Genomic DNA, 25,307 nt, shown 5'->3' with positions numbered 1-25,307 from the left:
TCTTCCTGCAGCACAATGTTCTAGGACGACCGTTATTCCAATGATCAAAGAAATCTCAATCGCAACTGCGGCAACAACCGCTGCCATCGTGGCAGCCCTAGCTTTTCCGCACGTTGCGGAGCTCTACACATTGATCAACGTGACGATCTTCATCAGCCTTTGCGTCCTGGCGCTGAGCCTCGGATTGGTCTGGGGATATGGTGGCATCTTTTGCCTGGGGCAAGCCGTGTTTTTTGGCCTCGGCGGATACTCCTATGCAATCGCATCACTAAACTTTGGTGATACCACCTATGGCGTAGCGGCCTCGCTTCTCGTTCCGATGATCTTTGCCGCGGCTGTCGGCTATTTCATCTTCTGGGGCAGGATCGGTGATGTCTATGTCGGCGTCATCACCCTCACAATCACGCTCATTTTCAGCCAGCTCCTGAACGGGTCCGCCGGCGACGCTTATGTAATCGGGTCGGTACCGCTCGGAGGCTTCAACGGTATTCCGATGACGCCACCGCTGAATATCCCGGGTAAGGCCGAAGAGATGCTCTCCCCGGAGGCAATATTTCAGGTAGCAATTCTCGCCCTTGCCGCAGCCTACCTGGTCTGCCGCGTCTATCTGGCGTCGAAGCTCGGCAAGACCATGGTTGCAATCCGCGAGAACGAAACCCGGGCTGAACTTCTCGGCTACGACACGCGTGTCGTAAAGCTGATCACTTTCGTGATTGGCGCAGGGTTGGCGGGAGCAGCTGGGATGTTGTTTGCCAATTCGCTGACAGTAACCCCGAACATGTTCAGTCTATCGATCACAGCCCAGATCGTTATCTGGGTGCTCATTGGCGGTCGCGGCACGCTTCTTGGTCCGCTCGTCGGTTGCATCTTCGTTCAGGTGATAACGACCCAACTCGGCACCAGCGGCTTCCTTAATCCCGAAATAATCCTCGGCGGCATCCTGATCATGTTCGTGATGTTCGTCCCCAGTGGTCTGGTACCTGCACTGCGTCAGGTCACCGAACGGCTGATCCGCAGGCCACTCAAGTGGAGGAAATGACATGTCGATGATCGAAGTCCAGAATCTTGGCATGCGCTTTGGCGGGGTGGTGGCGCTCGCTTCGGTAAACTTTGCAATCAAAACCAAAGAACACTGTTGCGTCATCGGCCCAAACGGTGCCGGCAAGAGCACTTTCTTCAAATGCCTTACCGGTCAGTTGAAACCGACGGACGGGGATGTTGTCTTCAAAGGCAAGTCCATCCGCGGATATCAGCCCCACCAGATCGCCCAGATGGGAATCGGCATCAAGACCCAGGTCCCCAATGTCTTTGACGGACTTACTGTCGATGAAAATATCCAGGTGGCGCTACGCCGTCATTATTCGGGAGCAGCGCTCAGGGCGCGCCTCGACGAGATGCTGGAGACCATGCACCTTGTCGACCTGCGGAATGAGATCGTTGGCAAGCTCGCGCACGGACACCGTCAACTGGTCGAACTGGCGATGGTAGTGGGCCCCTCTCCCGAACTCATCCTGCTCGATGAACCGGCCGCCGGCATGACCAAGTCGGAATCCAACCGGCTTGCCGGACTGATCAAGGAGCTTGCGAGGAACCATTCGGTCATCGTCGTCGAACATGACATGCAGTTCATCCGCCTGATCGGGGGACGGGTCACCGTGTTCAACCGTGGCGAGGTCCTTGTTGACGACCATGTCGACCAGGTGCTGAACGATCAGCGCGTCAAAAATGTCTATCTCGGAAAACAGGCAGCGTTCTGATGTCAATCCTCTCAATCGAAAACGTATACTCCGGATATGGCGATATCGGCGTGATCAATGGAATCAGCCTGTCACTCGACGATGGCGAGTTTCTTGGCATATTCGGCCACAACGGCATGGGCAAATCGACGCTTCTCAAGACGATCGCGGGGCTTATTCCCGTAAAGTCGGGCAAAGTCGAATTCGGCGGAAATGACGTGACAAGACTGCCCGTCGCAAAAAGAGCCTCTGCTGGGCTCGGCTATGTCCCTCAGGGCCGCCAGATCTATCCTAATCTCTCAGGGCGTGACAATCTGAAGGTTGCGGCGCTTGGCGCGCGCGGCAAGGCAATCCCTGTTGAAAGGATCGTTGCCCTGCTCCCGCGGCTGGAGCCCCTGCTCGACCGCCTTGGCGGCGTCATGTCGGGTGGGGAGCAGCAGATACTTGCTCTCGGCAGGTGCCTGATCGGGAATCCGAAGGTCATTCTCCTTGACGAGCCTACCGAGGGTATTCAACCCTCGATCCGGGAGGAAATGATCGAGGCACTTAAAGTGGTCCGCCGGGAGACGGCGATTTCGATCGTTCTCGTTGAACAGAACATCGAATTCATCCGCTCCCTTTCTGACCGGATCCTCGCCATCCAGAAGGGCACGATCATCGCCGAGCTTCTCAGTGCTTCCGCAAGTGAGCTTGAAGCGCTTGAGCTCTAAGGCATGCTGGCCATCGGATCCATTTCACGATTATCCCTGGAAAGTACGGGGGGCGACGCTCAACAATTGATACTATTGACAGATAGTCCTAAAGATAGAACAATATGGACGCTGAAGCAACCGGTCTGTCAGCTCCCACGGATATTCAAGCCGACATCGGGGGAGCGCTGCTGCAAGCTCAGAATTTGTCTGCCTATTCTGACTGGAGGAGAGTTCATTGAATAAGCGCATCCATATCACAGGCCTAACACTCGCCGTGCTGCTGACATCAGCCGCATATTCCTACGCGGATCCGATAAAGATCGGCCTCAATCAGCCACTGACCGGTCCCTTTGCCGCATCGGGTACCTACATCGTCGACGGCGCCAAGCTCGCGGTGGAAGAAATCAATGCAAATGGCGGCGTCCTCGGAGAGAAGATCCAGCTGGTGATCGAGGACAACAAGAGCAATCCGACCGAGGCGGCGTCGGTAGCCGAAAAGCTCATAGAGAGCGACAAGGTACCGGTCATGATGGGGGCCTGGGGATCAAGCCTCACCCTTGCCGTCATGCCGAAACTGATGCAGTACGAAGTGCCGATGCTCGTGGAGACATCATCGTCGTCCAAAATAACCCAGCAGGGTAATCCGTATGTCTTCCGCATTTCGCCACCGTCGTGGGTCGAGGCGGAACTGTTCAAGAAGCACCTTCCCGAGCTTCAGATCAAGAAGGTCGATTTCCTTGCCATCAACAACGACTGGGGACGCGGCACAGTCACTGATTTTTCGAAGGCGTTCGCCGAAAATGGCATCAATGTCGGCCTCACCGAGATGATGGATCAGGGCGCACAGGATCTGAGCGCTCAACTTTCCAAGATCAAGGCTTCGGACTCAGATACGATCATTGTCACCACCGCGGTAGAACAGCTGACGCTGGTTCTCAAACAGGCTGCTGCTCTCGGCCTGACCAAGAAGATCGTCACCACAGGCGGTTCGCAAAATCCCGATCAGCTGATCGAACAGGCAGGCACCGCTGCCAACAACACAACCCACATGGTCTTCTTCGCCCCGTGGGCCCCGGACAAATCACCACACCCCGAACAAGCCAAGGCATTTATCGGTGCGTGGGAAAAGGCCGGGCACACCAAGGCCGGACTGACCGAAAGCTATCGCGGCTATGACGGGATCTACGTCATCAAGGCCGCAATCGAAAAGGCTGGGGCGGCCGACCCTGCAGCCATCAAGGATGCGTTCTGGAATGTCGAAGTGCCAACGCTCAACGGGACGGTCAAGTTCGTCAAGGATGGGCCCGAGGGTCGGGAGAGCGGCCAGTACATGACAAACGGTACGCTGATCAAGATCATCGATGGCAAGATTGTCCTTGCCGGCGGCTCCTGACCGAAGCTGCCCCAAACCATTCCCCGGCAGCAATGCCGGGGAAATTCGAGACCACTGCGCCGACATATGGCTGAAGCAGCTGCCGCCGCAGTGCATTGCCACCAAGGTTCGGAGCTGTGTGATATTGTGACTACCAAAGCAGGCGGCGCGTCACCGTCCCATGAGGCCTCTTTGAAAGCCCGCTTCAAACTACGGGCAGTCGAACACAATGCACCAGGACGCAATGCTATTTCATATCCACGAAGGAGTAGACTGAATGCTCGTTTTGAATTCTCACGCCGACCACGATCTGCCGCTGCATGACGCCGATGCGGAGACGCTGAGCCTTGCCGCCGCCGAGGAGGTGGAGCGTTTCCTCGCGTACCGCTCCAATCATGCGCCCACACCCCTGCAGTCGCTCGACGGGCTGGCGCGTGAAATTGGCGTGGGCTCGATCCATATAAAGGACGAGGGCTTCCGTCTCGGCCTCGGCAGTTTCAAGGCGCTTGGCGGATCATACGCCGTTATTCGTCTGGTGCTCGAGAAGGCGGCAGAAGTGTTCGGCCGGCCGGTCGACATCAACGAGCTGCACGCGCCCGAAGTGCGCGCTATCGCCAGGACAATGACAGTCGGCTGCGCGACGGACGGCAATCACGGCAAATCGGTGGCTGCCGGCGCCCAGCTCGTTGGAGCCAAGGCGGCGATTTTCGTTCATTCCGGTGTCAGCGACGAGCGCGTAGCTGCCATTGCTCAATACGGTGCCGAGATGATCCGCATCGAAGGCACCTACGACGACTCGGTCGCTGCGGCCGAGCGCATTTGCAGTGAAAAGGGATGGATCGTCGTTTCGGACACGTCCTGGCCAGGATACGAGCGCATCCCCGCACTGGTCATGCAGGGATATACGGCCATGCTCCGTGAAGCCATCGCAGGACTTGCCCATGTACCGACCCATGTGTTCATTCAGGCTGGAGTCGGCGGCCTCGCCGCGGCGGTTGCCGGGTATTTCGACATCTATTACGGCAAGGACCGCCCGCGCTTCATCGTCGTCGAGCCGGACCGTGCCGCCTGCATTCTTGAGAGCGCGCGCGCCGGCCGTCCGTTGAAGATAGATCACCATGAGCCGACGATCATGGCGATGCTCGAATGCTATGAGCCGTCGCTGGTTGCCTGGCGTATCCTGACGAGAAAGGCCGACGCCTTCGTGACGGTCGGCGAGGATGATGCGGCCGAAGCCATGCGGCGGCTGGCCCGTCCCGCTGGCGGGGATCCCGCCATTGTCGCAGGAGAAAGCGGAGCCGCGGGATTGGCTGGTCTGATCAGCGTCCTTGGAAGTGCAAGCCACAAGTCGTCGCTTGGCCTTGACTCCACATCACGAATCTTCCTGATAAACACCGAAGGCGCAACGGACCAGGCGCGCTACGAGGCTTTGGTGGGGCTGGCTCCAGCTCAGGTGCTCGAGGCCGCTTGACCATCACGCAAAAGGACCGCGGGCCAGCCGGCACGCGGTCTACCTGGCCAGAGTTCAAGCCGATATTTTGCTTCTGTCTTTCGACTTCACGTTTTCGAGGAGATCGACCCGCAACGCGAAGCAATCTTTCCGGTAATGGATGTCGGCCACATAAAGAGCCACGCCCTTGTCGTCCAGCAGAACGAGGCGGCAATCGGCTGTTGGCTCGCCAAGGCCGATCTTCAGGTGTTCGGCCGTCTCAGGATCCGCCACGCCAATGGTCAGTGTCTGAAAGGCATGCGCAATCGTGACGTCCTTCATTTCCACGAGCATCGGCAGTGCTGCCGCATTCGTGAAACGCTTACGGTCCCGGTCGAAAATCTCCTTGGCAAGGTAGAGATTGACCGCCGAGAACGGTTCGCCACGATTGTACTGGATACTGCGGAGAAAGGTGTAGGCATCCGCCGCCTGGCCCTCGTGAGGGTCCAGTTCCGGTGCTGCCACGTTCTCCTCGATATGGACGCGTTTGATCACGTTGTCCTTGATCGAAGCCACCACCTTGTCAAAATCGTTGGCGAGATTGAGCCAACGGTTGTGCATGGGCTTTCCAGACACGAATGTTCCGCGTCCCTGCTGGGCGTCGAGCAGTCCCTCGCCGCGCAGCAACTCGATGGCCTGCCGTATCGTCACGCGGGCAACGCCGAATTCAGATTCCAGCTCCTCGAGCGTGGAGATCTTGTCACCTTCCACCCAGTGTCCGGTCTCGATGCGCTGTCGCATGACGGAAGCGACCTGCACATAGAGCGGAACACGGCTGCGATCATAAACTGTCGTAAGTTTTTTCATAAGCGCAATGTACGACAGATAGATTCAATTTGCTAGCCTGCCCACAGGTTAGGACTGTAAAATTGTTTCTATCATTCTGATATTAGTATAATATCTGAATTTGTTATGTTTTTGTGCGCCGTGCGACCAAGAAACCAGTGAAGAACAGGGTGGAATGCAGTCATTGTTGAAAACAAGCCTGGTCGAAACTGCGGTGGACAGCCTGCGCTGTTCCATAGCAGACAACCATTGGAACGTCGGCGACCGTATCCCCACCGAAACACAGCTGGCGCAGCAATTGTCTGTCAGCCGCGGCACCGTCCGCGAAGCGGTACGTGTGCTTGTCTCCCAGGGGATGCTTGAGACCCGGCAGGGCTCGGGTACTTATGTCCGTTCCAAACTGATGACCGCCCATGCGCTCCAGCGGGCAAGAGGTGCGAGACTGCGGGACTTGTGGGAGGTGCGCGCTTCAATTGAAGTTGAGGCCGCGCGCCTGGCGGCGCAGCGGCGCACGCAAGGCGATCTTGATCATCTGGCTCTGCTTCTCGAAAGGCGTGGCGATGGCGATGCCTTATCCCGCCATGACAGGGCATTTCATCGATACATCGTGGCGGCATCACGCAATCAGGCGCTCGTCGAGCTCCATGATTTCTACACCTCCGCCATACTGGAATCAATCTGGTCCGCCCCGGTTGGTGCCATGGCGGAACCCGATGATCAGGCATATGCCGCGATCGTCGCGGCGATCGGAACCCGCGACGTGGAACTGGCCGGACACGTGGCCCGTGTACTGAGTACACCGTCGCTGGAGCGTCGGGACGGCTCAACTGCGGCGAAACAGCTTGGCGAAAAACCGCTTTATCTGGCCGATAATGACCGATGACATAAGCGAGCCGGCATCGAACTCCGTGATGACCGGTGGCGCGTCCGCACCATTTCCGCCTCCCGCCTGGTGCGTCAGCTTGGCTTCCAGATTCTGGACAAAAACAGCAATCAGGCGGTTTGCAACGTCCTGAACCAGACCGGAACGGCTGAACTGGGCAAGCATGCCCGTGAGCGTAAAACCGATCGTCACGTCGACTTGTGTCGCGCCCGGATCATTACCTTCCTGAACGGTGTACCCGATCCGGCCCCTCGTTGCGGAGTTGCTCCGTTTATCCTTGCCCGTGCCGTCAATCGTGCCGGTGCGCGTGGCATCGTCCCGTGCGATGTCGGCGACACCATGGAACTCGGCGCTGATCGGACCGACTTTGACCTTAATCTGTCCCTCCACGTGCCCGTCGACCGGTTCGCCCGCAAGCGAAGCTCCGGGCAGGCAGGACGCGACTTCACCGACCCTGCCGAAGAAATCCCACACGACATCCACGGGATGAGCGACGGTGAAGCTCTGCGTGAAGGTCGTCTGCGGTTTCCAGCCATCGTCCTTTCGCACGGCTGGCCTCGTGGCGGCTGTCGGAGCCTTCCGCTCAGACGCGACCGCAGTCACCTTGCTTCCGCTTGCGCGGGCGCTGGCGGCGCCGGAATTCCCGGAACCGGCAGGCCCGAGCCGAGACCGTCCGCCTTCAGGGATCGCGGCAATGCCGCGCGCGCGGCGATCGGCGATCACACTCTGTATGGCCCGGGTTATGCCGACATAACCGGTACAACGGCACAGATTTCCGCTCATGATAACGCGGATGTCATGTTCGGTTGGATCCTGCATGCGAAGGATCACGTCGCGCGCCGAGACCAGCATTCCCGGCGTGCAGTAGCCGCATTGCAGGCCATGTTCCCGTGAAAATGCGGCACGTAGCTCTGTGGCAATCTCGTCATTGTCGAGTCCCTCCACCGTCGTGACCGCCGCCCCCTCGCACGCCACCGCGAAGGTGATGCATGACCGCGTCGGAACCCCGTCGACAAGCAATGTGCAAGCCCCGCACACTCCATGCTCGCAGCCGATATGTGTGCCGGTGAGATTGTGTGTTTCGCGCAGGAAGTCGGCGAGATGAGTCCGGGGTTCACACGCCGCGTTCGCTTCCTTGCCGTTAATCGTGAGATTGACCATGTTCATGCTGTTTGTGCTCGCTCGATGGCGCGCCGCAATGCGGCGACGTGAGTCTGACGGTTGATGGGATCGGCCATGCCTTCCGCCTCGACCAGTTCATCTGCCAACTTGCTGTCCAGGCGCAGGTCGGATTTTCCGTCCCCTATCAACTTTCGTGCGTCCTTGAAAACATATGGCCTGCTTTCCGTCGCGCCGACCACCGCCCGGCTCACACCGCGTTCCGGATCGACCATGAAGGACCCAATCGCATGGGCAAACTCGCCGGTCTTGCGACAGCTTTTATAGTAGCCCCAGCGTGCCGAGGCGCTGAGTTTGGGCACTGTCACCGAAACTAGCATTTCCCCTGGCTGGAGGTCCGCTTCAAGGGCGCCCAGCATATAGTCTTCGACTGCCACGGTTCGGCTTCCCGCGGGTCCCTGCAGCGTCACCTTGCCGCCGACCGCGGCGAGGATCGATATCCAGTCTGCCGACGGGTCCGCATGCGTAATACTGCCGCCGATGGTGCCGCGGTTGCGCACGGCACGGTAGGCAATGCCGCGGGCGACGCTCGGAAGGGCCCCACGCGTCACGTCGGGCACGCGCAAATCCTCAAAGTCGGCGTGTGTCACGCAAGCGCCGATGACAATCGCGTCCGCGCCATCCCCGACATCCCGCAGTTCCGCGATGCCGGTTATGTCGACAACCAGGTCCGGCTGCACCAGCCGCATGTTGAGCATTGGCCCCAGTGACTGGCTGCCCGCCATGATTTTCACGGTGTGATCCTCGTCGCTGATGAGCCTGAGCGCGCCGGCGACATCCCCGGGACGGGCATAATCAAAATTCACGGGTTTCACACCAGTTCTCCCTGACCTTGCTTCTGGGTCGCTTCGCGCGCATTGCCTTGCGGTCTGCTACCCGCGTCGCGGATGGCCTCAAGGACCCTGTGCGGCGTCATGGGCGTATGCAGCAGTTCCACTCCGTAGCGTCGGAGCGCGTCATTGACGGCATTGCCGATCGCCGCGGGCGGCGCGATTGCACCGCCCTCCCCGATCCCTTTGACACCGAACTCGGTATAGGGTGCGAGCGTTTCCATGTGATCGAGGCGCGGTGCAGGTACTTCCGTCGGCCCAGGCAACAGGTAGTCGGCAAATGTGGACGCAAGCGGCTGTCCCGATGCGTCGAAGTTCATCTCCTCATAAAGCGCAGTGCCGATACCTTGCGCGAGCCCGCCATAGATTTGCCCGTCGACGACCATGGGGTTGATCAGCTTGCCGCCGTCCTCGACGATCACATAATCCAGTATCTCGATGTCGCCCATTTCCGGATCGACAGCGACTGTGGCGACATGAGCCGCATAGCTGAAGGTTCCGGAATCACGCACCGGCTTGTGGCCGATCGTTACTTCAAGACCGCGCGTGTCGACTGAGACGGGAAGGTGCTGCGGCTTCCGATACCAGGTGTGGGCAATCTCCGCGAGGGTCACGCTGCCGGAAGCGCTGACGACCGAGCCGTCGACCAGCTCGACGTCTTCCGCCTTGGCCTGCAGTAGATGCGCACCAATGCCCTTGGCGAGCTTGGCAAGCTCACGCGAGGCCGTTGCGACAGCGCCCCCTGACATCACCGCACAGCGGGAGCCCCAGCTGCCCGTGGAATATGGCGTGTATTCAGTATCGCCATGCACGAGCTTGATCCTGTCAATGTCAATCCCAAGGATTTCATGGGCCACCTGCGGCAGGGTCGTCTCCATGCTCTGGCCATGCGAATGGGCTCCGATGCGCAGCTCAAGGCCGCCATCCGGCGTCATGCGGATCGTTGCCTGCTCGTATCCCGGCACCATCGGAATGCCCCAGCCCGCGTAGACCGACGTACCGTGGGCACCCTGCTCGCAATAAATCGAGTGGCCGATGCCAATCAGGCGGCCGTCTGGCTCGCCCTGCCTCTGGCGCTCGCGTATGCCGGGAAGATCGACGGCGGCCATGGCGCGTCTTAGCGCCTCGGGATAGTCACCGCTGTCGAAATGTTTCTTGGTGATATTGTCGAAGGGCATCTGCTCGGGCCGTACGAGGTTCTTCAGACGAACTTCGTGGGGCTCCATCCCGCATTCGCGGGCAATCGCGTCCATCATCAGCTCGATGGCATAGCAGACACCCGTTCGGGCTACCCCCCGATACGGCAGAATCGGACATTTGTTCGTTGCCATCGAATACGTGCGGCAGCGATATGACGGGAAGTCATAGGGCCCGGGCAGGATGCTTGCCACCTGCGCCGCCTCCAGGCATGCGGAAAACGGATAGGAGGAATAGGCTCCGGAATCGACATGCGCGACGCAATCCACACCACGCAGGGTACCGTCACGGTCAGCATAGACGGTGATGTCGTAGTGATGTTCCCGGCAGTTGGCGCCGGCTGTCAGATGCTCGCGACGGTCTTCGATCCACCTGACCGGGTGCCCACACTTCATTGCGTACCAGCCGAGGCAGATGTCTTCCGGCAGAAGAATGCCCTTATAGCCGAAACCGCCTCCGACATCGGGAGAAATGATGCGGATCTGGCGCTGCTGCAATCCCAGGCACTCGGCCAGTCCGGTGCGCACGATGTGGGGCATCTGGCTGCCGGTATAAAGCACAAGCTGCTCCATGCGATTGTCCCAATAGGCCACGGTGCCCCGGCCCTCCATCGGTGCCATGCTCTGGCGGGCGGTGGAAATCTGACGCCTGATCTTGATTGGCGCATCCAGCGCGCTGTCGATGTTGACGTCGACAAATGTTTCAAGAAAGACGTTATCGCCCCATTCCTCGTGCAAAAGGGCGGAATCGGGCTTTCGCGCCGCCAGCATGTCATGGACTGCCGGAAGTTCCTCGAAATCGAGCTCGACCATGGCGGCGATGTCCTCGGCTTCGGCGCGCGTGTCAGCCACGCACATGGCGATCAGTTCACCGACCTGGCGCACCTTCTCGAAAGCGAGAACAGGTTGGTCGGACGGCTTGAACCCGGCCAGCCCGGATACGGCACGAATCGGTTTGACGGCCTCCAGATCCGCGGCGGTCACTACCCGCGCCTTCACCTCCTCGGGAACCTGCACGCCCTTCAATCTTGCATGGGCGAGCGGGGACCGTACGAAGGCGACGTCCTTCATTCCAGCCATGCGGATGTCAGCGACGAATTGGCCGCGGCCGCGCAGGAGCCTGTCATCCTCCTTCCGCAAGACCGAAGCGCCGACCCCTTGTGCTTTTCCGCTTTTCTCCGCCATTTTCACTCCTCATGCTCACAATATGCCCAACCGATGTGGTTTGGCGGGCGGCCTCCCAGCCTCGGCAGATGTCATCTTATTTATAGGATGACCGCAACACATTTGTCGCCCTGTGGCCATTTGACCCAACGACAACCAGGGCAGGAAGCTTCCTGCCCCAACTGCACTCACGCGAGTTTTACTTCGGCGCCGAGCTGGATGATCGACTCCTTCGCGTCACCGAAAAGCATGTTCGTCTTGGGTGAGACAAACAGGTCATTTTCGACACCGGAGAAGCCCTTGCCGCGTCCGCGTTTCAACACGATGATGCTCTTCGAGTCCTGGACGTTGAGGATCGGCATCCCGTAAATCGGCGAGCTTTTGTTGGTACGGGCCGCCGGATTGACCACGTCATTGGCACCAACCACAAGTACCACATCGGCTTCGGCGAAGCGGTCGTTGATGTCCTCCATGTCGACGAGTTTATCATAGGAAACCCCCGCTTCGGCAAGAAGTACGTTCATGTGCCCGGGCATGCGGCCGGCGACCGGATGGATGGCGAAACGGACGTCGACCCCACGCTTTTCCATCAGGCCGACCAGCTCGCGCACCTGATGCTGCGCCTGTGCCACGGCAAGTCCGTATCCCGGCACGATGATGACGCGCTGGGCAAAGGCCAGACGCATGGCGGCCTCATCGAAGCCGATGGCCACCATCTCACCGCCCGCCGCCGAAGCGGCAGCGCCATCGCCACCCTTCTCAGCTCCGAACGCGCCGAACAGCACGTTGGCAAAGGATCGGTTCATCGCCTTGCTCATGGCCATCGACAGGATGAAGCCGCTCGCCCCGTCAAGGGCCCCGACGACGATCAGGATATTGTTGTCGAGGGCAAAGCCGGTGGCGACTGCCGCCAGACCGGCATAGGAATTGAGCAGGGATACCACGACAGGCATGTCGGCACCGCCGATTGGCAGGACCATCAGGATGCCAACCAGGAATCCGATTACCAGGATGGCGAGGAATATCTGCGGGCTGAAGGGCGCTACGACCAGCCAGGCGAGGCACACGACGCCAGTCGCGAGGAGAGAAAGGTTGAAGACGTTCTGGCCGCGGAATGTGACCGGTGCACCGGGTAGTATCTCCTGCAGCTTGCCGAAGGCCATGAGGCTGCCTGTTACCGTGAGGGTGCCAAGCAATACTTCGAAGCCGAGTGCGAGCGTCTGGCCGTGTGTGAGGGTGTGTTCATGCAGGCCGTGCAGATACTCTCCGACACCGACGAGCGTTGCCGCCAACGCACCGAAGGCGTGGCTGAAGGCGATACGCTGCGGCATCGCGGTCATCGGCACCCACATGCCCATGGGGTAGCCGATAACCGCGCCAGCGATGACGCCGACGGCCAGCCACTCATAGGTCACGATACGCTGGTCAAGGAGCGTGGCGCAAACGGCCACAAGCATGCCGAAAGCGGCCATTTGCATGCCCCGCCGCGCTGTTGCCGGCTGGCCCAGCGCGCGCAGGGCGAGGATGAACAGCGCCGCCGCAAACAAATAGGCAAGTTGAATGATCGTGCCGGTCATTGCTTGGGCGCTCCGTCGATATCGGTCTTGGCCGGTTTGAACATGGCCAGCATACGGTCAGTGATCAGAAAGCCGCCGACGATGTTGGCGGTTGCGCAACCGGCCGCAACGGCACCAAGCACGCTGCTGAGCAGGCTCTGCTCGGCACCGGCAAGAACCAGTGCAGCGACCAGAGAAATGCCGGATATAGCGTTGGTTGCCGCCATCAGGGGCGTGTGAAGCAAAGGCGGAATGCGGCTGATGGTCTGAAAACCGACAAACCCGGCGAGAAGAAAGACGAAAAGTTGAATTGTGGCAGTCGGTGTCATGGTTTGTCTCCAGGATGGTTGACGCACCGCCGGCCAGATGCCGACGGTGCGTTGGGAGGACGACCTAGTTGGGTTTTTCACCCTTGAATGTCGGATGAACGATGATCCCGTCGCGCGTCAGGTTGGTGCTCCTGACGAGCTCGTCGTCCCAGTCGATCGACAGCGCGATCTTGTCGCGGTCGATCAAGGTCGACACGAAGCTGTAAAGGTTGCGGGCATAGAGATTGGACGCGGTCGTGCCAACCTTCGAGATAGTTGAATTTCCGATGATTTTCACACCGCGGCTCGTCGTCACGACCTCTCCCGACCGCGAGCCCTCGACGTTGCCGCCGCTGTCGACGGCGAGATCGACAAGCACCGAACCGGGACGCATCGCATCGACCATATCCTGCGTGACGAGACGCGGCGCGGGCCGACCGGGGATCAGGGCCGTGGTTATTACGATGTCCTGCCTTACTATGTGGTCGGCGATGAGTTCCGCTTGCTTTGCCTGATATTCCCTCGACATTTCCTTGGCATAGCCCCCGGACGACTCGGCCGCCTTGAACTCGTCATCTTCGACGGCGACGAACTTCGCCCCGAGCGAGGCAACCTGTTCCTTCGTGGCCGGACGCACGTCGGTTGCAGTCACAACGCCCCCGAGCCGCCGGGCCGTCGCGATCGCCTGGAGTCCGGCGACGCCAGCACCCATTACGAACACCTGTGCCGCCGGTATGGTACCGGCCGCGGTCATCATCATCGGAAGCAGTCGCGAGAACTCCGCGGTCGCATCGATGACAGCGCGGTAGCCGGCCAGATTGGCCTGGCTCGAAAGGACATCCATTGATTGCGCGCGGGTAATGCGCGGCATGAGCTCCATGGCGAAGGCGTTGACACCGGCGCTGGCAAAAACATCAAGCGCCCCGTTTGCGCGATGCGGATCCATGGTCGCGAAAATCGCGGCACCCGGCTTGCACGCACGGATGACCGCTTCGTTCGGGCGACCAACGGCAAGCACGATGTCGGCATCCTTCACGGCCGAAAAGGCATCGGGAACCATGTTGGCCCCCGCATCCTGAAAGTCCTGGTCCGAGATGCCGGCGCGATCGCCCGCCCCGCCTTCAATGTGAACCTTGCCGCCAAGCGCCCCATATTTTCTGACCGTCTCGGGCGTGATCGCCACCCGTGTGTCGGTCACCGTTTCGGACAACACCGCAATATGCATGACCTTATCTCCTTGTTGATTTTACGGGAGGGTTATCCGGAAAATCCGGTCGCCCTTCGACGTCGCGTTTACTTTGACTCGAGTCTATCTTTAAGTCAACCTATTTATAGTAAGATAGCATCAATTTTGCGCTGCAAAATACCCGGAAAGAAAAAGGGCGCCGGAAACCGGCGCCCCTTCTCCAGGAGAAAACGTTGGCGGACAGATCCTACGCTTTCTCCAGCGGCTCGCCGTTGCACCAGTCGTAGATGCTGAGTGCCATGACCTTGATCGAGGTGATGTAGTCATCGATGGAAACATATTCGTCGTTGGCGTGCATGATCGCCGTGGATCCTGGGCCGAAGATGACGGTCGGGGTCTCCCCATAACTATTCAGGAAGCGCGTATCGGCTGCGCCCTGGCGACCGCTGATGGTCGGCTCCTTGCCTGTCAGCTCCTTGTAGACTCCGCCGACGATGTTCACGATCGGATGATCGCGCGCGATCTCCGACGCCTCGGCGTCGTAGCCGACGAAGCGGACGACCGGCGGATGGTCCCTCATCCACGGATCCTCTGCCGCGCATTCGGCAATCTTCCTGACGAGGCTTTGCTTGACGCCTTCATGGTCCTCGCCGGGCACCGTACCGATGGAGCCCTTGAGCAGCGCCGACGCCGGGAAAGCGCTTGGATAATTGCCTGCCTGGAAGCTGCCGATGATGCAGGGCAGCGAGTCGATCGCGCTCGGGTAAAGCGGATGCTTGATAGTCGCGACGCGATGATCCTCGAGTTCCTGCACGGCCTGGACTATCTTCTGGCCGAGCGCAATGCCGCTTACGCCGAGATAGCGCTGCTGGATGCCCGCGGGCTTGCCCTGGATTTCGATCTCGAACCAGATACGGCCGATGCAGGCGGGCTGGACGTGCAGGTCACTCGTTTCGCCCGAGATACCGGCGTCCGCCTTGTAGCCGCGGATCACGGTATCGAGCGTCCCGTGACCACTCACCTCCTCGTCGATGACAATATTGATCAGGACATCGCCCTTTGGCGTAAGCCCAAGTTCCTTCAGATATTGAACGGCGAGCACGTGACTGGCAACACCACTTTTCATGTCGCACGATCCGCGACCATAGATGCGTCCGTTCTCGATCTTTGCCGACCACGGATTGTCGCTCCAGCCCTCGCCATTACCAACAGGGATAACGTCAGTATGACCGTTCAGGAGCAGCGAGCGTCCGCCGCCTGTGCCCTTCATGGTGGCTACGATATTGGGACGGCCTTCATAGCCGCGTGCGACGGGGCGATAGCCTGGATGCTCCTTGAGCTCATCCCAGTCCGTCTCCCACATGTCGACGTCGAGACCGATGCCGCTAAGGTGGCGGTTCATGAATTTCTGGATTTCCGCCTCATCGCCGGTGACGCTTGGAATTGCCACCATGTCCTGAAGGAATGTGATGGCGTGCTCTCGCGAGGCATCGATTTTATCAAGGATTTTCTGTCGGATAGGATCGCTCATGGAATTGGGTCCGCATTTCGGTTGGAAGTGGACGCTACCCGCGAGCGGGTAGCGAAGGATGTATTGCTGCGGGATTACCGGCCAGCCTTCAGGCGGGGGATGATGTCGCGGGCGATCGTTTCGATCTGGTCCATCTGGTACTTGTAGGGAACGAAGATGATCTTCTGGACGCCCGCGTCAAGGTGCGCGCGCAGCTGTTCGACGCATTCGTCGACCGAGCCCATGATGGCGCTTTCACGCGTGCAGTCGCTGTGTTCGGGGAAGTCCCACTCCTTGTTGAGCCAATCCATCATGTCGTCGTGGACAGCTTCCTTTGAGGGTCCGACCATGATCGGCAGCTGCGAGGCGTTCATCACCTTGTCCGGATCCTTGCCCGCCTCTATCGCCGCGTTGAGCACCTTGTCCCAGGATTTCCTGAAATCTTCCGCACGGTAGAAATAGGTCAGCCAGCCATCACCGCTCGCTCCGGCGCGCCTAAGAGCAGCGTCGGCGTAACCGCCGATGAGGATCGGAATGCGATCCTGGGCCGGCTTCGGGTACATGACCGCCTTCGAGAGATTATACTCGATCTGAAACTCTCCAGCGTCCTTGTCAGCAACCGTGTACTGACCGGTGACGAGTTCCTCCGTCCACAGACGCTGCATGATCTCGAGGTTTTGATCCATGATCTTGCCGCGCTTGTTGAAGGGCAGACCCATCGCGTCGAACTCGCGCTTGTACCAGCCGCCTGCCATGCCCATCAGAAGACGGCCCTCCGAAAGCTGGTCCATGCTCGACAGCTGCTTAGCGAGTGCAACAGGATTGCGCAGCGGCAGGACGAGAATTCCGGTTCCAAGCTTGATGCGTTTGGTACGCGCGGCAACGCCAGTCAGCACCGTAAGAGAATCTATGATGGGAAAATTCGGGTCGACACCGAGGAGCATGTGGTCCCAGACCCAGAGTGAATCGTAGCCAAGCTCTTCGATCCGCACGCCGTAGTCGACCAGCGCGCGCGCGTTCGGCATTTCCGGATAGGCGGTGAAGTTTCGTGCGGCAATGCCGAATGTGTTGGAAATTGCAGTGGTCATTGTTTCCTCCGAAAATGGTTTAGGCAGTGAACAGACGCTCGGGATCAAGCAGCCGCAGGGTTTGAAGTTCGCTGTCGGTGGGCGGTTCGGTCATCGCGGTCGTTTCGTCGAAGTCCAGACTGAAACCCGTGTTGTCCTGAACCTCCTCACGGCTTACGCCGGGATTAAGCGCCAGGACCTTCATCCGGCGGCTCCTCTCGGAAAAGCCGAACACCGCCAGTTCGGTGATGACCCGGAACATGCCGCCCATCGGCAGCCCGCTCTCCCCCCGGCTTTCGTCGCCTCGGATGAATCCGGGACTGGTGATGAAGTCGACGTGTTCGACGAACCGCCGCTTCTCATGCTTCATGGCGACGATCATGTTGGTGAGGCTCGAAATGTCGTTCCCCCCGCCCGTGCCCGGCAGACGTGTCTTCGGCGCAGCGGGATCGCCAATAAAGGACGAATTGAGATTGCCATACTGGTCGATCTGAGCTCCGCCCATGAAGCCAACATCCACATAGCCGCGCTGCAGAAGCAGCAGCACGTCGGCACTGCCGAGGACCATGTTGGCCCGCTTCGTGCAGCGTTGGTCATTGGTCGACGGCGGCAGCTTGCCCGGCTCGACGAAGGCCCCGATCACACCGCCCTCGAAAAGAATCGTGAGACCCGGGCAGCGCAGCCTTTGCGCCAGCGTGGCGGCCAGCAGCGGAATTCCGACGCCTGCAAATACCACTTGCCCGTCCCGCAGCTGGCGTGCGCTCAGGATTGCGAGAATTTCTGTTGCTGTGTAGCGTTGCGCTTCAGTCATTGTAGATGCTCCGGCCTCTCTGGCTTGCCTCGAGGAGTTCCTCCATGCCGATCAGTGCGAGGTATTCGTTCCAGGACTTCGGCTCGTAGAAGTACCGCTCAAGGTATTCACGCATGCCATTGACGGGGTCGGCATTGACCTGCGCCACATAGCTTTCCATGTGCTTGAGCATAGGCTCGTAGAGCCCGAAGCACTCGTGCGGGGCGGAACCGTAGGGAACCTCTACAACCGCATCGACACAGAAGAACGGTATTTTGGTCTGGTCAGGGGCGCGCCGGATCTGGTCGTTGGACACGATCCGCTCCGTCGTCAGGATCACGCGATTGGCCGCAAGCGCCAGATCGATGTCCATAAATTGCAGCCCGTCGATCTGCGCATTGCCATATTGGTCGCAGCGCTGGACATGGATGAGCGCCACGTCCGGGTTGAGAGCCGGGACAAGCAGGAGCTTCTCTCCCGTAAAGGGGCAATTGACCGGCTTTGCTTCAGGACGCTGCTTCATCACGTCCGACCCGAGCATTGCTCGCATCGGCAGGAATGGAACGCCCATGCCTCCGGCGCGGAAGCGCATGCCGATGCCCATATGGCTCCATTCTTCATAGTTCTTCTTCTGGGTCTCAACGTGATGACGCATTACCTTGGAGAGTCCCCAGAGAATGCCTTGGGCAAACCAACTTGTGATGATGTGGTCCGACACGCCGGATCCGAACAGCAGGTCGCCATCCGTCGAAACGATGCAACGGGAGCAGGACAGGTTCTTGCGGCGCTGCCGGATGACCTCCCAGATCAGCGCCATCGGCGTGCGGGACATGGTCGATCCACCGATGCCGACCTTCATGCCGTCCTGGACAAACGAGGCCGCTTCCTCAAGCGAGACTACTTTCTCGCGCAGGCTTCTGTCCCGCTTCGAAATGTTTTCCCTGAGCCGTGTGTAGGGCTCTAACTGGGCTTCTAGCACAATTACCTCCTTTCGTCGGCCGCGCACCGACTGCTTCTAGTTCAGGCCGACGTCGGCGTTGAATTCCGTGATCAGGCGGTCCCACGCCGGAACCGATTGGGCGATGTCCTGCCAGAACGACTGCTCGCTGCGGGCATCGAAATCCTCGATCGAAACGCCCTGCTGCTCGACCCAGGTGTAGTAACCAAGATTGAAAATGCGTCGCCGTCCCGCCTGGCCCGTTTCGAGCAACTGATTGGACGTGTTGTCAGAGAGGCAGGACGCATAGACATGCTCCGCATCGGCATCATTGAAGCCATCGGCGAAGAATTTCTGCCGTGCGGCCGCGGCTTCGGTGCCATACATTCGGGCGCTGTCCGTGGCGACCGTCATGATGACGTCGTCAGCGCCGTAATTCATGTGACGAGCCAGCGTGATGGCAGCAACGATGTTGGCAAAGCCCGACAGGCCGATCTCCTCGAATTCCGTGAGCTCTTCCCGCGACAATCCCGTCTGCCGGGCGATGCATGCGCGACCGGTGTCGGAGTTGAAAAGCACGTTCAGCCTGTCGGTTACCCGGTCCGAAACGCCGATGATGAAATCCGTGTTCATCACATTGTGAATGAGCGGGATATGCTTGTCGCCAATGCCCTGGATATTATGCTCGCCATACCCATTCTCGAGCATGGTCGGGCATTCAAGCGCTTCAACCGCGGCGATGCGCGTGCCGTGAGCAGATTTAAGGTAGTCGCCGGCCGCAATCGTTCCAGCCGAGCCCGTCGCCGAAACAAACGCTGCGAGGCGGGCGCCGTCACGCTTGCCCTCCAGCGCTGCAAAGACACGGTCGCAGGCCGCGCCGGTGCAGGAATGGTGGACCATGTAATTCGAGAATGCGGAAAACTGGTTCAGGATAACGTTGTCGCTGTTCTGTGCGAGCTCATGGCACTTGTCATAGATTTCTTTGACGTTGCTCTCGGTGCCGACGGTCCGGACGATATGCGCCGGATCTGCGACCCATTTTTCAAGCCAGTCGTAACGCTCCGAACTCATGCCCTCCGGCAGCACTGCAACGCCATCACAGCCAAGGATACGTGAAATGGCGACGCCGCCCCGGCAATAGTTGCCGGTCGACGGCCAGACGGCGCGGTGGCGACGGGGATCGAACTGCCCCGTCACAAGCAGGCTCACAAGCCCCGCATAGGCAGGCAGCACCTTGTGGGCTCCGATCATGGGGAATCGTGATCCAATCAGGACAACGATGGGCGCCGAAACCCCGGTCAGCGCCGGCGAAAGCACGATATGATCGGGAACGTCAGTGCGGTGGCGACGGTCGCGGGCATTGAACCAGTGCACCCGCCACAGGTTGGACGGGTCCTTCTGGTCGGGATCGACATCAGCAAGGCGTTCGTTGATCGCACGCGGCAGCGGCAGCGTTCCGGCAAGTTCCGCGAACGTTGGCAGTACGACTCCTGCCCCGCGGGCACAGGCGACCGCCGCCTTCCGAGTCGTGCGGTCGACCACTTCCGCTTTCGCCACAAATCCCGCCGCGTGGGCCATTTACAAGCACTCCGGTCCGTTGAACCGCCCTACCGGACGGAAAGTCAAACTATCTTCCTAATCATAGAACCTATCATTCTATTTATAGGATGTCTATAAGATAGAATGAATATTCTCGTACAAAGTTCGAGAGCCGGAGTTCCTGTAATTATTCGCCGCAGGCCGTACGAAGTTGACCGGCCGTGTTGGCCAGCAGATGCGGCTGCTGGACGGCATCAAATGACCGCTCACGCCGGCTGGCCGGAGCATTGCCGTAGAGCGTGTTGCGCTGGCGCGGCAGGCGTCCCGACGAGCGGATGATCTCCTCCATTCGCGCCGGTGTCATTTCCTGGCCGTGGCTCGCCCCTGCCGAACGCGAGATGCTCTCGTCCATCAGGGTCCCGCCAAGATCGTTGACCCCCGCTTCAAGGCATTGTCTGACGCCATCCGGGCCAAGCTTGACCCAGGAAGCCTGGATATTGGTGATGTGCGGATTGAGCGTCAGCCGCGAGACGGCATGCATCAGGATCGATTCCCGGAAGGTCGGGCCACGCCGCGACCTGCCCTTGAGATAGATTGGCGCTTCCATGTGCACGAACGGTAGCGGCACGAATTCGGTAAAGCCGCCCGTCTCCATCTGCAGGTCCCTCACCCGGATCAGGTGCCGCGCCCAATGCTCATAACGCTCGATATGGCCGAACATGATCGTCGCGGTCGAACGCAAGCCCAGGCCATGGGCGGTGCGCATGACATCGAGCCACTCGCCGGTGTTGATCTTGTCGGCGCACAGCGACGCGCGTACTTCATCGTCGAGGATTTCCGCTGCCGTTCCCGGCAGGGATTTCAGGCCGGCGTCCTTGAGGTCGCTGAGGAACTCGGCGACGGAAATCCCAAGGGTCCGGGCGCCCTGCCAGACCTCGAGAGGGGAGAAGGCGTGGAGATGCATCTCTGGCACCGCCCCCTTCACTGCAGCACAGATGTCCAGATATTTCTGCCCGGTGTAGGAAGGATGGATGCCGCCTTGCATGCAGACTTCCGATGCCCCGCGTTCCCACGCTTCCTGGACGCGTCTCTCCACCTCGTCCATACCGATATCGTAAGGTTTGCCGCGCAGATTCTCGCTGAGCTTACCCTTGGAAAAGGCGCAGAACTGGCATTTGAAATAGCAGATATTGGTGTAGTTGATGTTGCGCGTCACCACATAGCTCACGACGTCGCCGTTAACGCTGCGGCGCAGGTCGTTGGCCGCGCGGCAGACGGCCGTGAATTCGTCACCCCGAGCCCTGAACAGCCGCACGATTTCCCGCTCGTTGAGCGGCCGGCCCTCAAGTGCCTTGTCGACAATCGCTTCGACTTGAACTCCGGCAGATACCGGTCCCTGCCCCCGGACAAGGGCCAGGTCGGCTGCGGGCAACGGATCGGCTCGGCCGGGACACCAGTCATCGGTGCGCGGCCAACCATCAGCGTCGACGAGATCGTAAAGCGGCTTGCGCAGCTTTTCTTCCACCCAGCGCTGCGGATGGCGGGCATAGGCCGGATAAATCGCCAGCCGTTCGGCGAGATCCTTTCCGGCAGCCTTCGTTTCCGCCGCCAGCTCCTGCAGATGCGGCCAGGGGGCCTCCGGATTGACATGGTCCGGGGTCACGGGCGACACCCCGCCCCAGTCATTGATGCCGGCGTCCACCAGCTGCTTCAGAGCGCCGGGGCTGAGGTTGGGCGGTGCCTGGATGTTCATTTCCGGCTCGAAGATCAGCCGTGCCATCGCAATTGTCCAAAGATGATCCTCAACCTGCGGAGCCTCGACGTCCTCCATGCGCGTGCCGGGTTTTGGCCGGAAGTTTTGCACGATCACTTCCTGGATATGGTCGTGGGCGTCATTGAGGTCACGCAAGGCAAGCAGGGAATCAATGCGCTCTTCTCGGGTCTCTCCGATACCAATCAGGATGCCCGAGGTGAAAGGGACGTCATGCTGCCCCGCCCGCCGAATCGTATCGAGGCGTGCCGCCGGAACCTTGTCTGGCGAACCGTGATGGGCTTCACCCTTGGTGCAGAGCCGGTCGGAGGTGGTTTCGAGCATGATGCCTTGAGAGATGGAAACCCGACGCAGCGCCGCGAAGTCGGCATCCGACAGAAGGCCAGGATTGACGTGTGGCAGCAGCCCTGTCTCGCGCAGCACCAGCCCGGCAACCTCGGTCAGGTAGGACAGCGTGGTCTCGTGACCGAGCTCGCGCAGTTCCTCGCGGACACTGCGGTAACGCAGTTCAGGCTTGTCGCCGAGCGTAAAGAGCGCCTCCTTGCAACCGGCGCGTTTGCCTGCCTCCGCAATCGCCAGCACCTGCTCCCGCGTCAGGAATGCCTTTTCGCCCTTGCGGGGCGGGTGCGCGAACGTGCAGTAGTGGCAAACGTCCCGGCAAAGCTGCGTCAACGGGATGAAGACTTTGCGGGAATAGGACACGATCCCGCCATGGGCGGCGTCACGGCGCCGTCCAGCCGCTTTCAGTAGCGGCCCGATGTCGGCTATATCGACAAGGCTGAGGGCCTGATCGCGGCTCAATCGCTGGTCGAGGCCGAGGTTCTCGGGAATGTTTATCTGGGTCGTCATCACTGAAATATCTCCTTGCAGAGTTCGGTTCCGGGGGCCGCCGGAGTGGGCCGTGCAATGCGTTTGAGCCAGGTGCGCGTCCGGACGGCCCTTCCCTGTCCCGCATCAATGAAAAGATCGCCGGAAACATCGATGTCATGGCCGGCGCCCTCGAGCCGAAGCACATGCGCCCCGATGCCCGCCTCCTGCGCCGCCGCCAAATGCCGCGCAAAGCTGTTCTCGCCGTAAGCGACCGCGATTGCGCCCAAGGGAGCTATCGCCAGCACATTGGTGCCGCCATCGCGTGCGGCCGGCACAAGCACCACTGGGTGCGTGCCAAGCTTCGCGAGCACCATGGAGAACTCATCCTCGCCGGCGAAAGGAATATCGCCCGGCACGACGATAGCACCGGCCGCGCCGCGATCCATCAGCCAGGCCATACCGGCCCGAACGGCTTCATTTGTACCGGCCTCCCGTGTATCGGCGAGCGTTACCGCACCCCGGGCCCGGGCATAGCCTGCAGCTTGCGGATCGTTTGTGACGACGAGGATCCCGCCAAGCGACTGCACAACGCTTAACGTGTCAAGCACGTCGCGGACCATTGCCCACGCCAGTTCGCAGCGCTCCAACGGGTCGAGCATGTCGGAGAGGCGTCTCTTGGAATGGTCGAGGCGCTTTATCGGGACAATGGCCCATATGCCTGAGACAGATGCCGCCATGGTCATTCGCTCCCGGCCTCCGCAAGGCTGCGCGCTGAGAGGCGTGCAGCCAGATCGAGCACGGCGCGTGCCACACGATCCCGATCCTCTTCCGTTTTCATCAGTGTCGGCGTGACGAGGGATTCCACTGGAAGGGCCGCCGCGTCGCCGCCATCCGCTTCATCCACTACCAGGCCGTCGAGCAGCCCGCCGTAATGTTTGACAATCGCCTGCGACGTGGCAGGCACGCGAAGTTCGGCCATGATCTTGTCCGTGGGTCCCTTGACCGCCTTGCCGGCAATGATCGGCGAAACCGCGATCACGGGGACAGCTGCCGCTTCAATGAGCCCGCGCATACCGGGAACAGCAAGGATGGGATCGATGCTGAGGAATGGATTGGAAGGACAGATGACGACCGCCCGCAGCTTTGGGTCGCGCAATGCTGCCGCAACCTGAGCCGTCGGCCGCGCCTCCGCCACGCCATCAAACATAATTCTCTCGACCACCGGTGCACAGCGTTGTTCGACAAAATAACGCTGGAATGGCAGCGGCCGACCTTCCGCAATGACTGTCGTCCGCACCGGGTCATCGCTCACCGGCAATATCTGAGCCGAAATGCCGAAGCGGGCGGCGACTGCGCCTGTAATGCGTGTCAGCAAATTGCCCGCTTTCAATTGACGCGTACGCTCCACATGCAGGGCGAGATCCCGGTCGCCCAGTTGGAACCACGTTTCCGAACCGAGGTCCTGCAGAACTTTCATGAAGTTCCAGCTTTCATCGCGGCGACCCCAGCCAAGCTCCCTGTTGGCGAGGCCGGACAGCGTATAGAGAACCGTGTCGATATCCGGTGATATGTGCAGGCCGAGGTGTTCGAAATCGTCACCGGTGTTGACGATGACGGTCAGATCCTCGCCAAGAACGCGCGCAAGGCCAAGGGCTAGCTTTGCCCCGCCAACCCCGCCGCACAGGGCAACGATTCGGCCGCCAGAATTTGTATTGTCCTTGGATCCCTTCATCGGAACATATCCCTCTCGCGGCTGCGTATGAGTGCTGACGCCGGGCGATTTGGCTCGCCCGACCGGAAGCCCCGCACAAGCACGGCGGGAACGCCCTCTGCCGCCTGCCCCATGCAAAGCGAGGCGGCCGATGCGAGTTCGTCGGCAGATGCAATCTCGGTCACCTTGAGCTTGCGGTCGAAAAGATCACTTGCACCGACCCGGTCGACAAGCGACGGGACGCCCGCAGCACCAATGGCGACGCCGACGACGCCGTTGCGCCATGGCCTGCCGAAACTGTCGTTGATGATCACGCCCACCGAGACGCCAAACATGGAGTCCAGGCTTGCCTTCAGCAAGGCCGCCGATTCGTCAGGATCCCGTGGAAGCAGCAGCACCCGGCCGCTTCCGTCGCCATGGCTGATGTTGGATTCGTCTACGCCGGCATTTGCCATCACGAGACCAAGCCGGTGTGCCACGACAATGACATTGGGGCCGACCTTGACGATCTCATCGGATTCGGAGAGCACGACTTCCACATGGCGCGGGTCCTTGCCGACCTTCGCAGCAAGGGTACGCGCTGTTTCCGAAGGTATGACGTCGTCCAGATTGACGTAGCATCCTTCCGCCTTGGAGACGATTTTCTGAGCGAGAACGAGGATGTCACCGTCGACAAGCTCGAGGTCGTTCTTGCGCAGATTGGCACTGATGAGGGCGGCAAGGTCGTCGCCCGGCTCGATAAGCGGAAGCCCCCGGAGGGCGTAGAAGGAGACGGGCGATACTGCTGGCATGACT

Annotated in this window: 22 protein-coding genes; 6 read left to right on the top strand and 16 right to left on the bottom strand. The window is 60.1% G+C overall.

Annotated features, from left to right (window positions below):
- Positions 1-40 precede the first annotated feature (40 nt).
- The 5 genes from K9U38_RS00280 (at position 41) to K9U38_RS00260 (ending at position 5,271) form a co-directional block, all read left to right on the top strand.
- A complete protein-coding gene (locus K9U38_RS00280; protein ID WP_224492339.1) occupies positions 41-1,039 on the top strand; it encodes a branched-chain amino acid ABC transporter permease in 999 nt (332 codons plus the stop codon).
- 1 nt (position 1,040) lies between these two features.
- Positions 1,041-1,757: an ABC transporter ATP-binding protein gene (locus K9U38_RS00275; protein WP_224492338.1), complete on the top strand. Its 717-nt coding sequence runs from the start codon at positions 1,041-1,043 to the stop codon at positions 1,755-1,757.
- On the top strand, positions 1,757-2,446 hold the full coding sequence (locus K9U38_RS00270; RefSeq protein WP_370631792.1) for an ABC transporter ATP-binding protein: 690 nt from the start codon (positions 1,757-1,759) through the stop codon (positions 2,444-2,446). Before K9U38_RS00275 ends, K9U38_RS00270 begins: the two co-directional genes overlap by 1 nt.
- A 229-nt stretch (positions 2,447-2,675) precedes the next feature.
- Positions 2,676-3,821: an ABC transporter substrate-binding protein gene (locus K9U38_RS00265; RefSeq protein WP_370631808.1), complete on the top strand. Its 1,146-nt coding sequence runs from the start codon at positions 2,676-2,678 to the stop codon at positions 3,819-3,821.
- Positions 3,822-4,077: 256 nt separating this feature from the next.
- Positions 4,078-5,271, top strand: coding sequence for a diaminopropionate ammonia-lyase (locus tag K9U38_RS00260; RefSeq protein WP_224492337.1), 1,194 nt, complete (start codon positions 4,078-4,080; stop codon positions 5,269-5,271).
- Positions 5,272-5,325: 54 nt separating this feature from the next.
- On the opposite strand, the gene K9U38_RS00255 is transcribed toward K9U38_RS00260, so the two are convergent.
- On the bottom strand, positions 5,326-6,096 hold the full coding sequence (locus tag K9U38_RS00255; RefSeq protein WP_224492336.1) for a GntR family transcriptional regulator: 771 nt from the start codon (positions 6,094-6,096) through the stop codon (positions 5,326-5,328).
- A 154-nt stretch (positions 6,097-6,250) separates the two neighbouring features.
- On the opposite strand from K9U38_RS00255, the gene K9U38_RS00250 reads away from it, so the two are divergent.
- A complete protein-coding gene (locus tag K9U38_RS00250) occupies positions 6,251-6,958 on the top strand; it encodes a FadR/GntR family transcriptional regulator (RefSeq protein ID WP_370631791.1) in 708 nt (235 codons plus the stop codon).
- Here K9U38_RS00250 and K9U38_RS00245 read toward each other — a convergent pair.
- The 15 genes from K9U38_RS00245 to cofE all read right to left on the bottom strand — a co-directional run bounded on the left by K9U38_RS00245 (position 6,899) and on the right by cofE (position 25,303).
- Positions 6,899-8,125 (bottom strand): xanthine dehydrogenase family Fe-S subunit, encoded by a 1,227-nt coding sequence (locus K9U38_RS00245; protein WP_224492334.1) that lies wholly within the window; start codon positions 8,123-8,125, stop codon positions 6,899-6,901. The two genes, K9U38_RS00250 and K9U38_RS00245, sit on opposite strands and share 60 nt — an antisense overlap.
- Positions 8,122-8,952, bottom strand: coding sequence for an FAD binding domain-containing protein (locus K9U38_RS00240; RefSeq protein WP_224492333.1), 831 nt, complete (start codon positions 8,950-8,952; stop codon positions 8,122-8,124). The genes K9U38_RS00245 and K9U38_RS00240 overlap by 4 nt, the downstream gene beginning before the upstream one ends.
- Positions 8,949-11,348 carry a xanthine dehydrogenase family protein molybdopterin-binding subunit gene (locus tag K9U38_RS00235; protein WP_224492332.1) on the bottom strand — a complete coding sequence of 800 codons (2,400 nt, stop codon included), beginning with the start codon at positions 11,346-11,348 and terminating at the stop codon, positions 8,949-8,951. The genes K9U38_RS00240 and K9U38_RS00235 overlap by 4 nt, the downstream gene beginning before the upstream one ends.
- A 167-nt stretch (positions 11,349-11,515) precedes the next feature.
- On the bottom strand, positions 11,516-12,904 hold the full coding sequence (locus tag K9U38_RS00230) for an NAD(P)(+) transhydrogenase (Re/Si-specific) subunit beta (protein WP_224492331.1): 1,389 nt from the start codon (positions 12,902-12,904) through the stop codon (positions 11,516-11,518).
- Positions 12,901-13,212 carry an NAD(P) transhydrogenase subunit alpha part 2 gene (locus K9U38_RS00225; protein WP_224492330.1) on the bottom strand — a complete coding sequence of 104 codons (312 nt, stop codon included), beginning with the start codon at positions 13,210-13,212 and terminating at the stop codon, positions 12,901-12,903. The genes K9U38_RS00230 and K9U38_RS00225 overlap by 4 nt, the downstream gene beginning before the upstream one ends.
- 64 nt (positions 13,213-13,276) lie before the next feature.
- Positions 13,277-14,416 carry a Re/Si-specific NAD(P)(+) transhydrogenase subunit alpha gene (locus tag K9U38_RS00220; protein ID WP_224492329.1) on the bottom strand — a complete coding sequence of 380 codons (1,140 nt, stop codon included), beginning with the start codon at positions 14,414-14,416 and terminating at the stop codon, positions 13,277-13,279.
- A 208-nt stretch (positions 14,417-14,624) separates the two neighbouring features.
- Positions 14,625-15,908, bottom strand: coding sequence for an ArgE/DapE family deacylase (locus K9U38_RS00215; RefSeq protein WP_224492328.1), 1,284 nt, complete (start codon positions 15,906-15,908; stop codon positions 14,625-14,627).
- A gap of 74 nt (positions 15,909-15,982) precedes the next feature.
- Positions 15,983-16,975 carry an LLM class flavin-dependent oxidoreductase gene (locus K9U38_RS00210; protein WP_224492327.1) on the bottom strand — a complete coding sequence of 331 codons (993 nt, stop codon included), beginning with the start codon at positions 16,973-16,975 and terminating at the stop codon, positions 15,983-15,985.
- Between the two features lie 19 nt (positions 16,976-16,994).
- Entirely contained in the window at positions 16,995-17,765 is a 771-nt protein-coding gene (locus K9U38_RS00205) for a CoA-transferase subunit beta (RefSeq protein ID WP_224492326.1), read from the bottom strand.
- A complete protein-coding gene (locus K9U38_RS00200) occupies positions 17,758-18,723 on the bottom strand; it encodes a CoA transferase subunit A (protein ID WP_224492325.1) in 966 nt (321 codons plus the stop codon). The genes K9U38_RS00205 and K9U38_RS00200 overlap by 8 nt, the downstream gene beginning before the upstream one ends.
- Positions 18,724-18,759: 36 nt before the next feature.
- On the bottom strand, positions 18,760-20,259 hold the full coding sequence (locus K9U38_RS00195) for a pyridoxal-phosphate dependent enzyme (protein ID WP_224492324.1): 1,500 nt from the start codon (positions 20,257-20,259) through the stop codon (positions 18,760-18,762).
- A gap of 148 nt (positions 20,260-20,407) precedes the next feature.
- Positions 20,408-22,840, bottom strand: a complete 2,433-nt coding sequence (gene cofH / locus K9U38_RS00190) for a 5-amino-6-(D-ribitylamino)uracil--L-tyrosine 4-hydroxyphenyl transferase CofH (RefSeq protein WP_224492323.1) — start codon at positions 22,838-22,840, stop codon at positions 20,408-20,410.
- Positions 22,840-23,538 carry a 2-phospho-L-lactate guanylyltransferase gene (gene cofC, locus K9U38_RS00185; RefSeq protein ID WP_224492322.1) on the bottom strand — a complete coding sequence of 233 codons (699 nt, stop codon included), beginning with the start codon at positions 23,536-23,538 and terminating at the stop codon, positions 22,840-22,842. The genes cofH and cofC overlap by 1 nt, the downstream gene beginning before the upstream one ends.
- Before the next feature lie 2 nt (positions 23,539-23,540).
- Positions 23,541-24,533 carry a 2-phospho-L-lactate transferase gene (cofD, locus tag K9U38_RS00180; protein WP_224492321.1) on the bottom strand — a complete coding sequence of 331 codons (993 nt, stop codon included), beginning with the start codon at positions 24,531-24,533 and terminating at the stop codon, positions 23,541-23,543.
- On the bottom strand, positions 24,530-25,303 hold the full coding sequence (cofE, locus tag K9U38_RS00175; RefSeq protein WP_224492320.1) for a coenzyme F420-0:L-glutamate ligase: 774 nt from the start codon (positions 25,301-25,303) through the stop codon (positions 24,530-24,532). Before cofE ends, cofD begins: the two co-directional genes overlap by 4 nt.
- Positions 25,304-25,307 lie beyond the last annotated feature (4 nt).

Source organism: Phyllobacterium lublinensis (assembly GCF_020164435.1).
GTDB classification, from domain to species: Bacteria; Pseudomonadota; Alphaproteobacteria; order Rhizobiales; family Rhizobiaceae; genus Phyllobacterium; species Phyllobacterium lublinensis.
The sequence above is the reverse complement of the archived record's forward strand: the minus strand, read 5'-3'. Positions and strand labels throughout refer to the sequence as shown.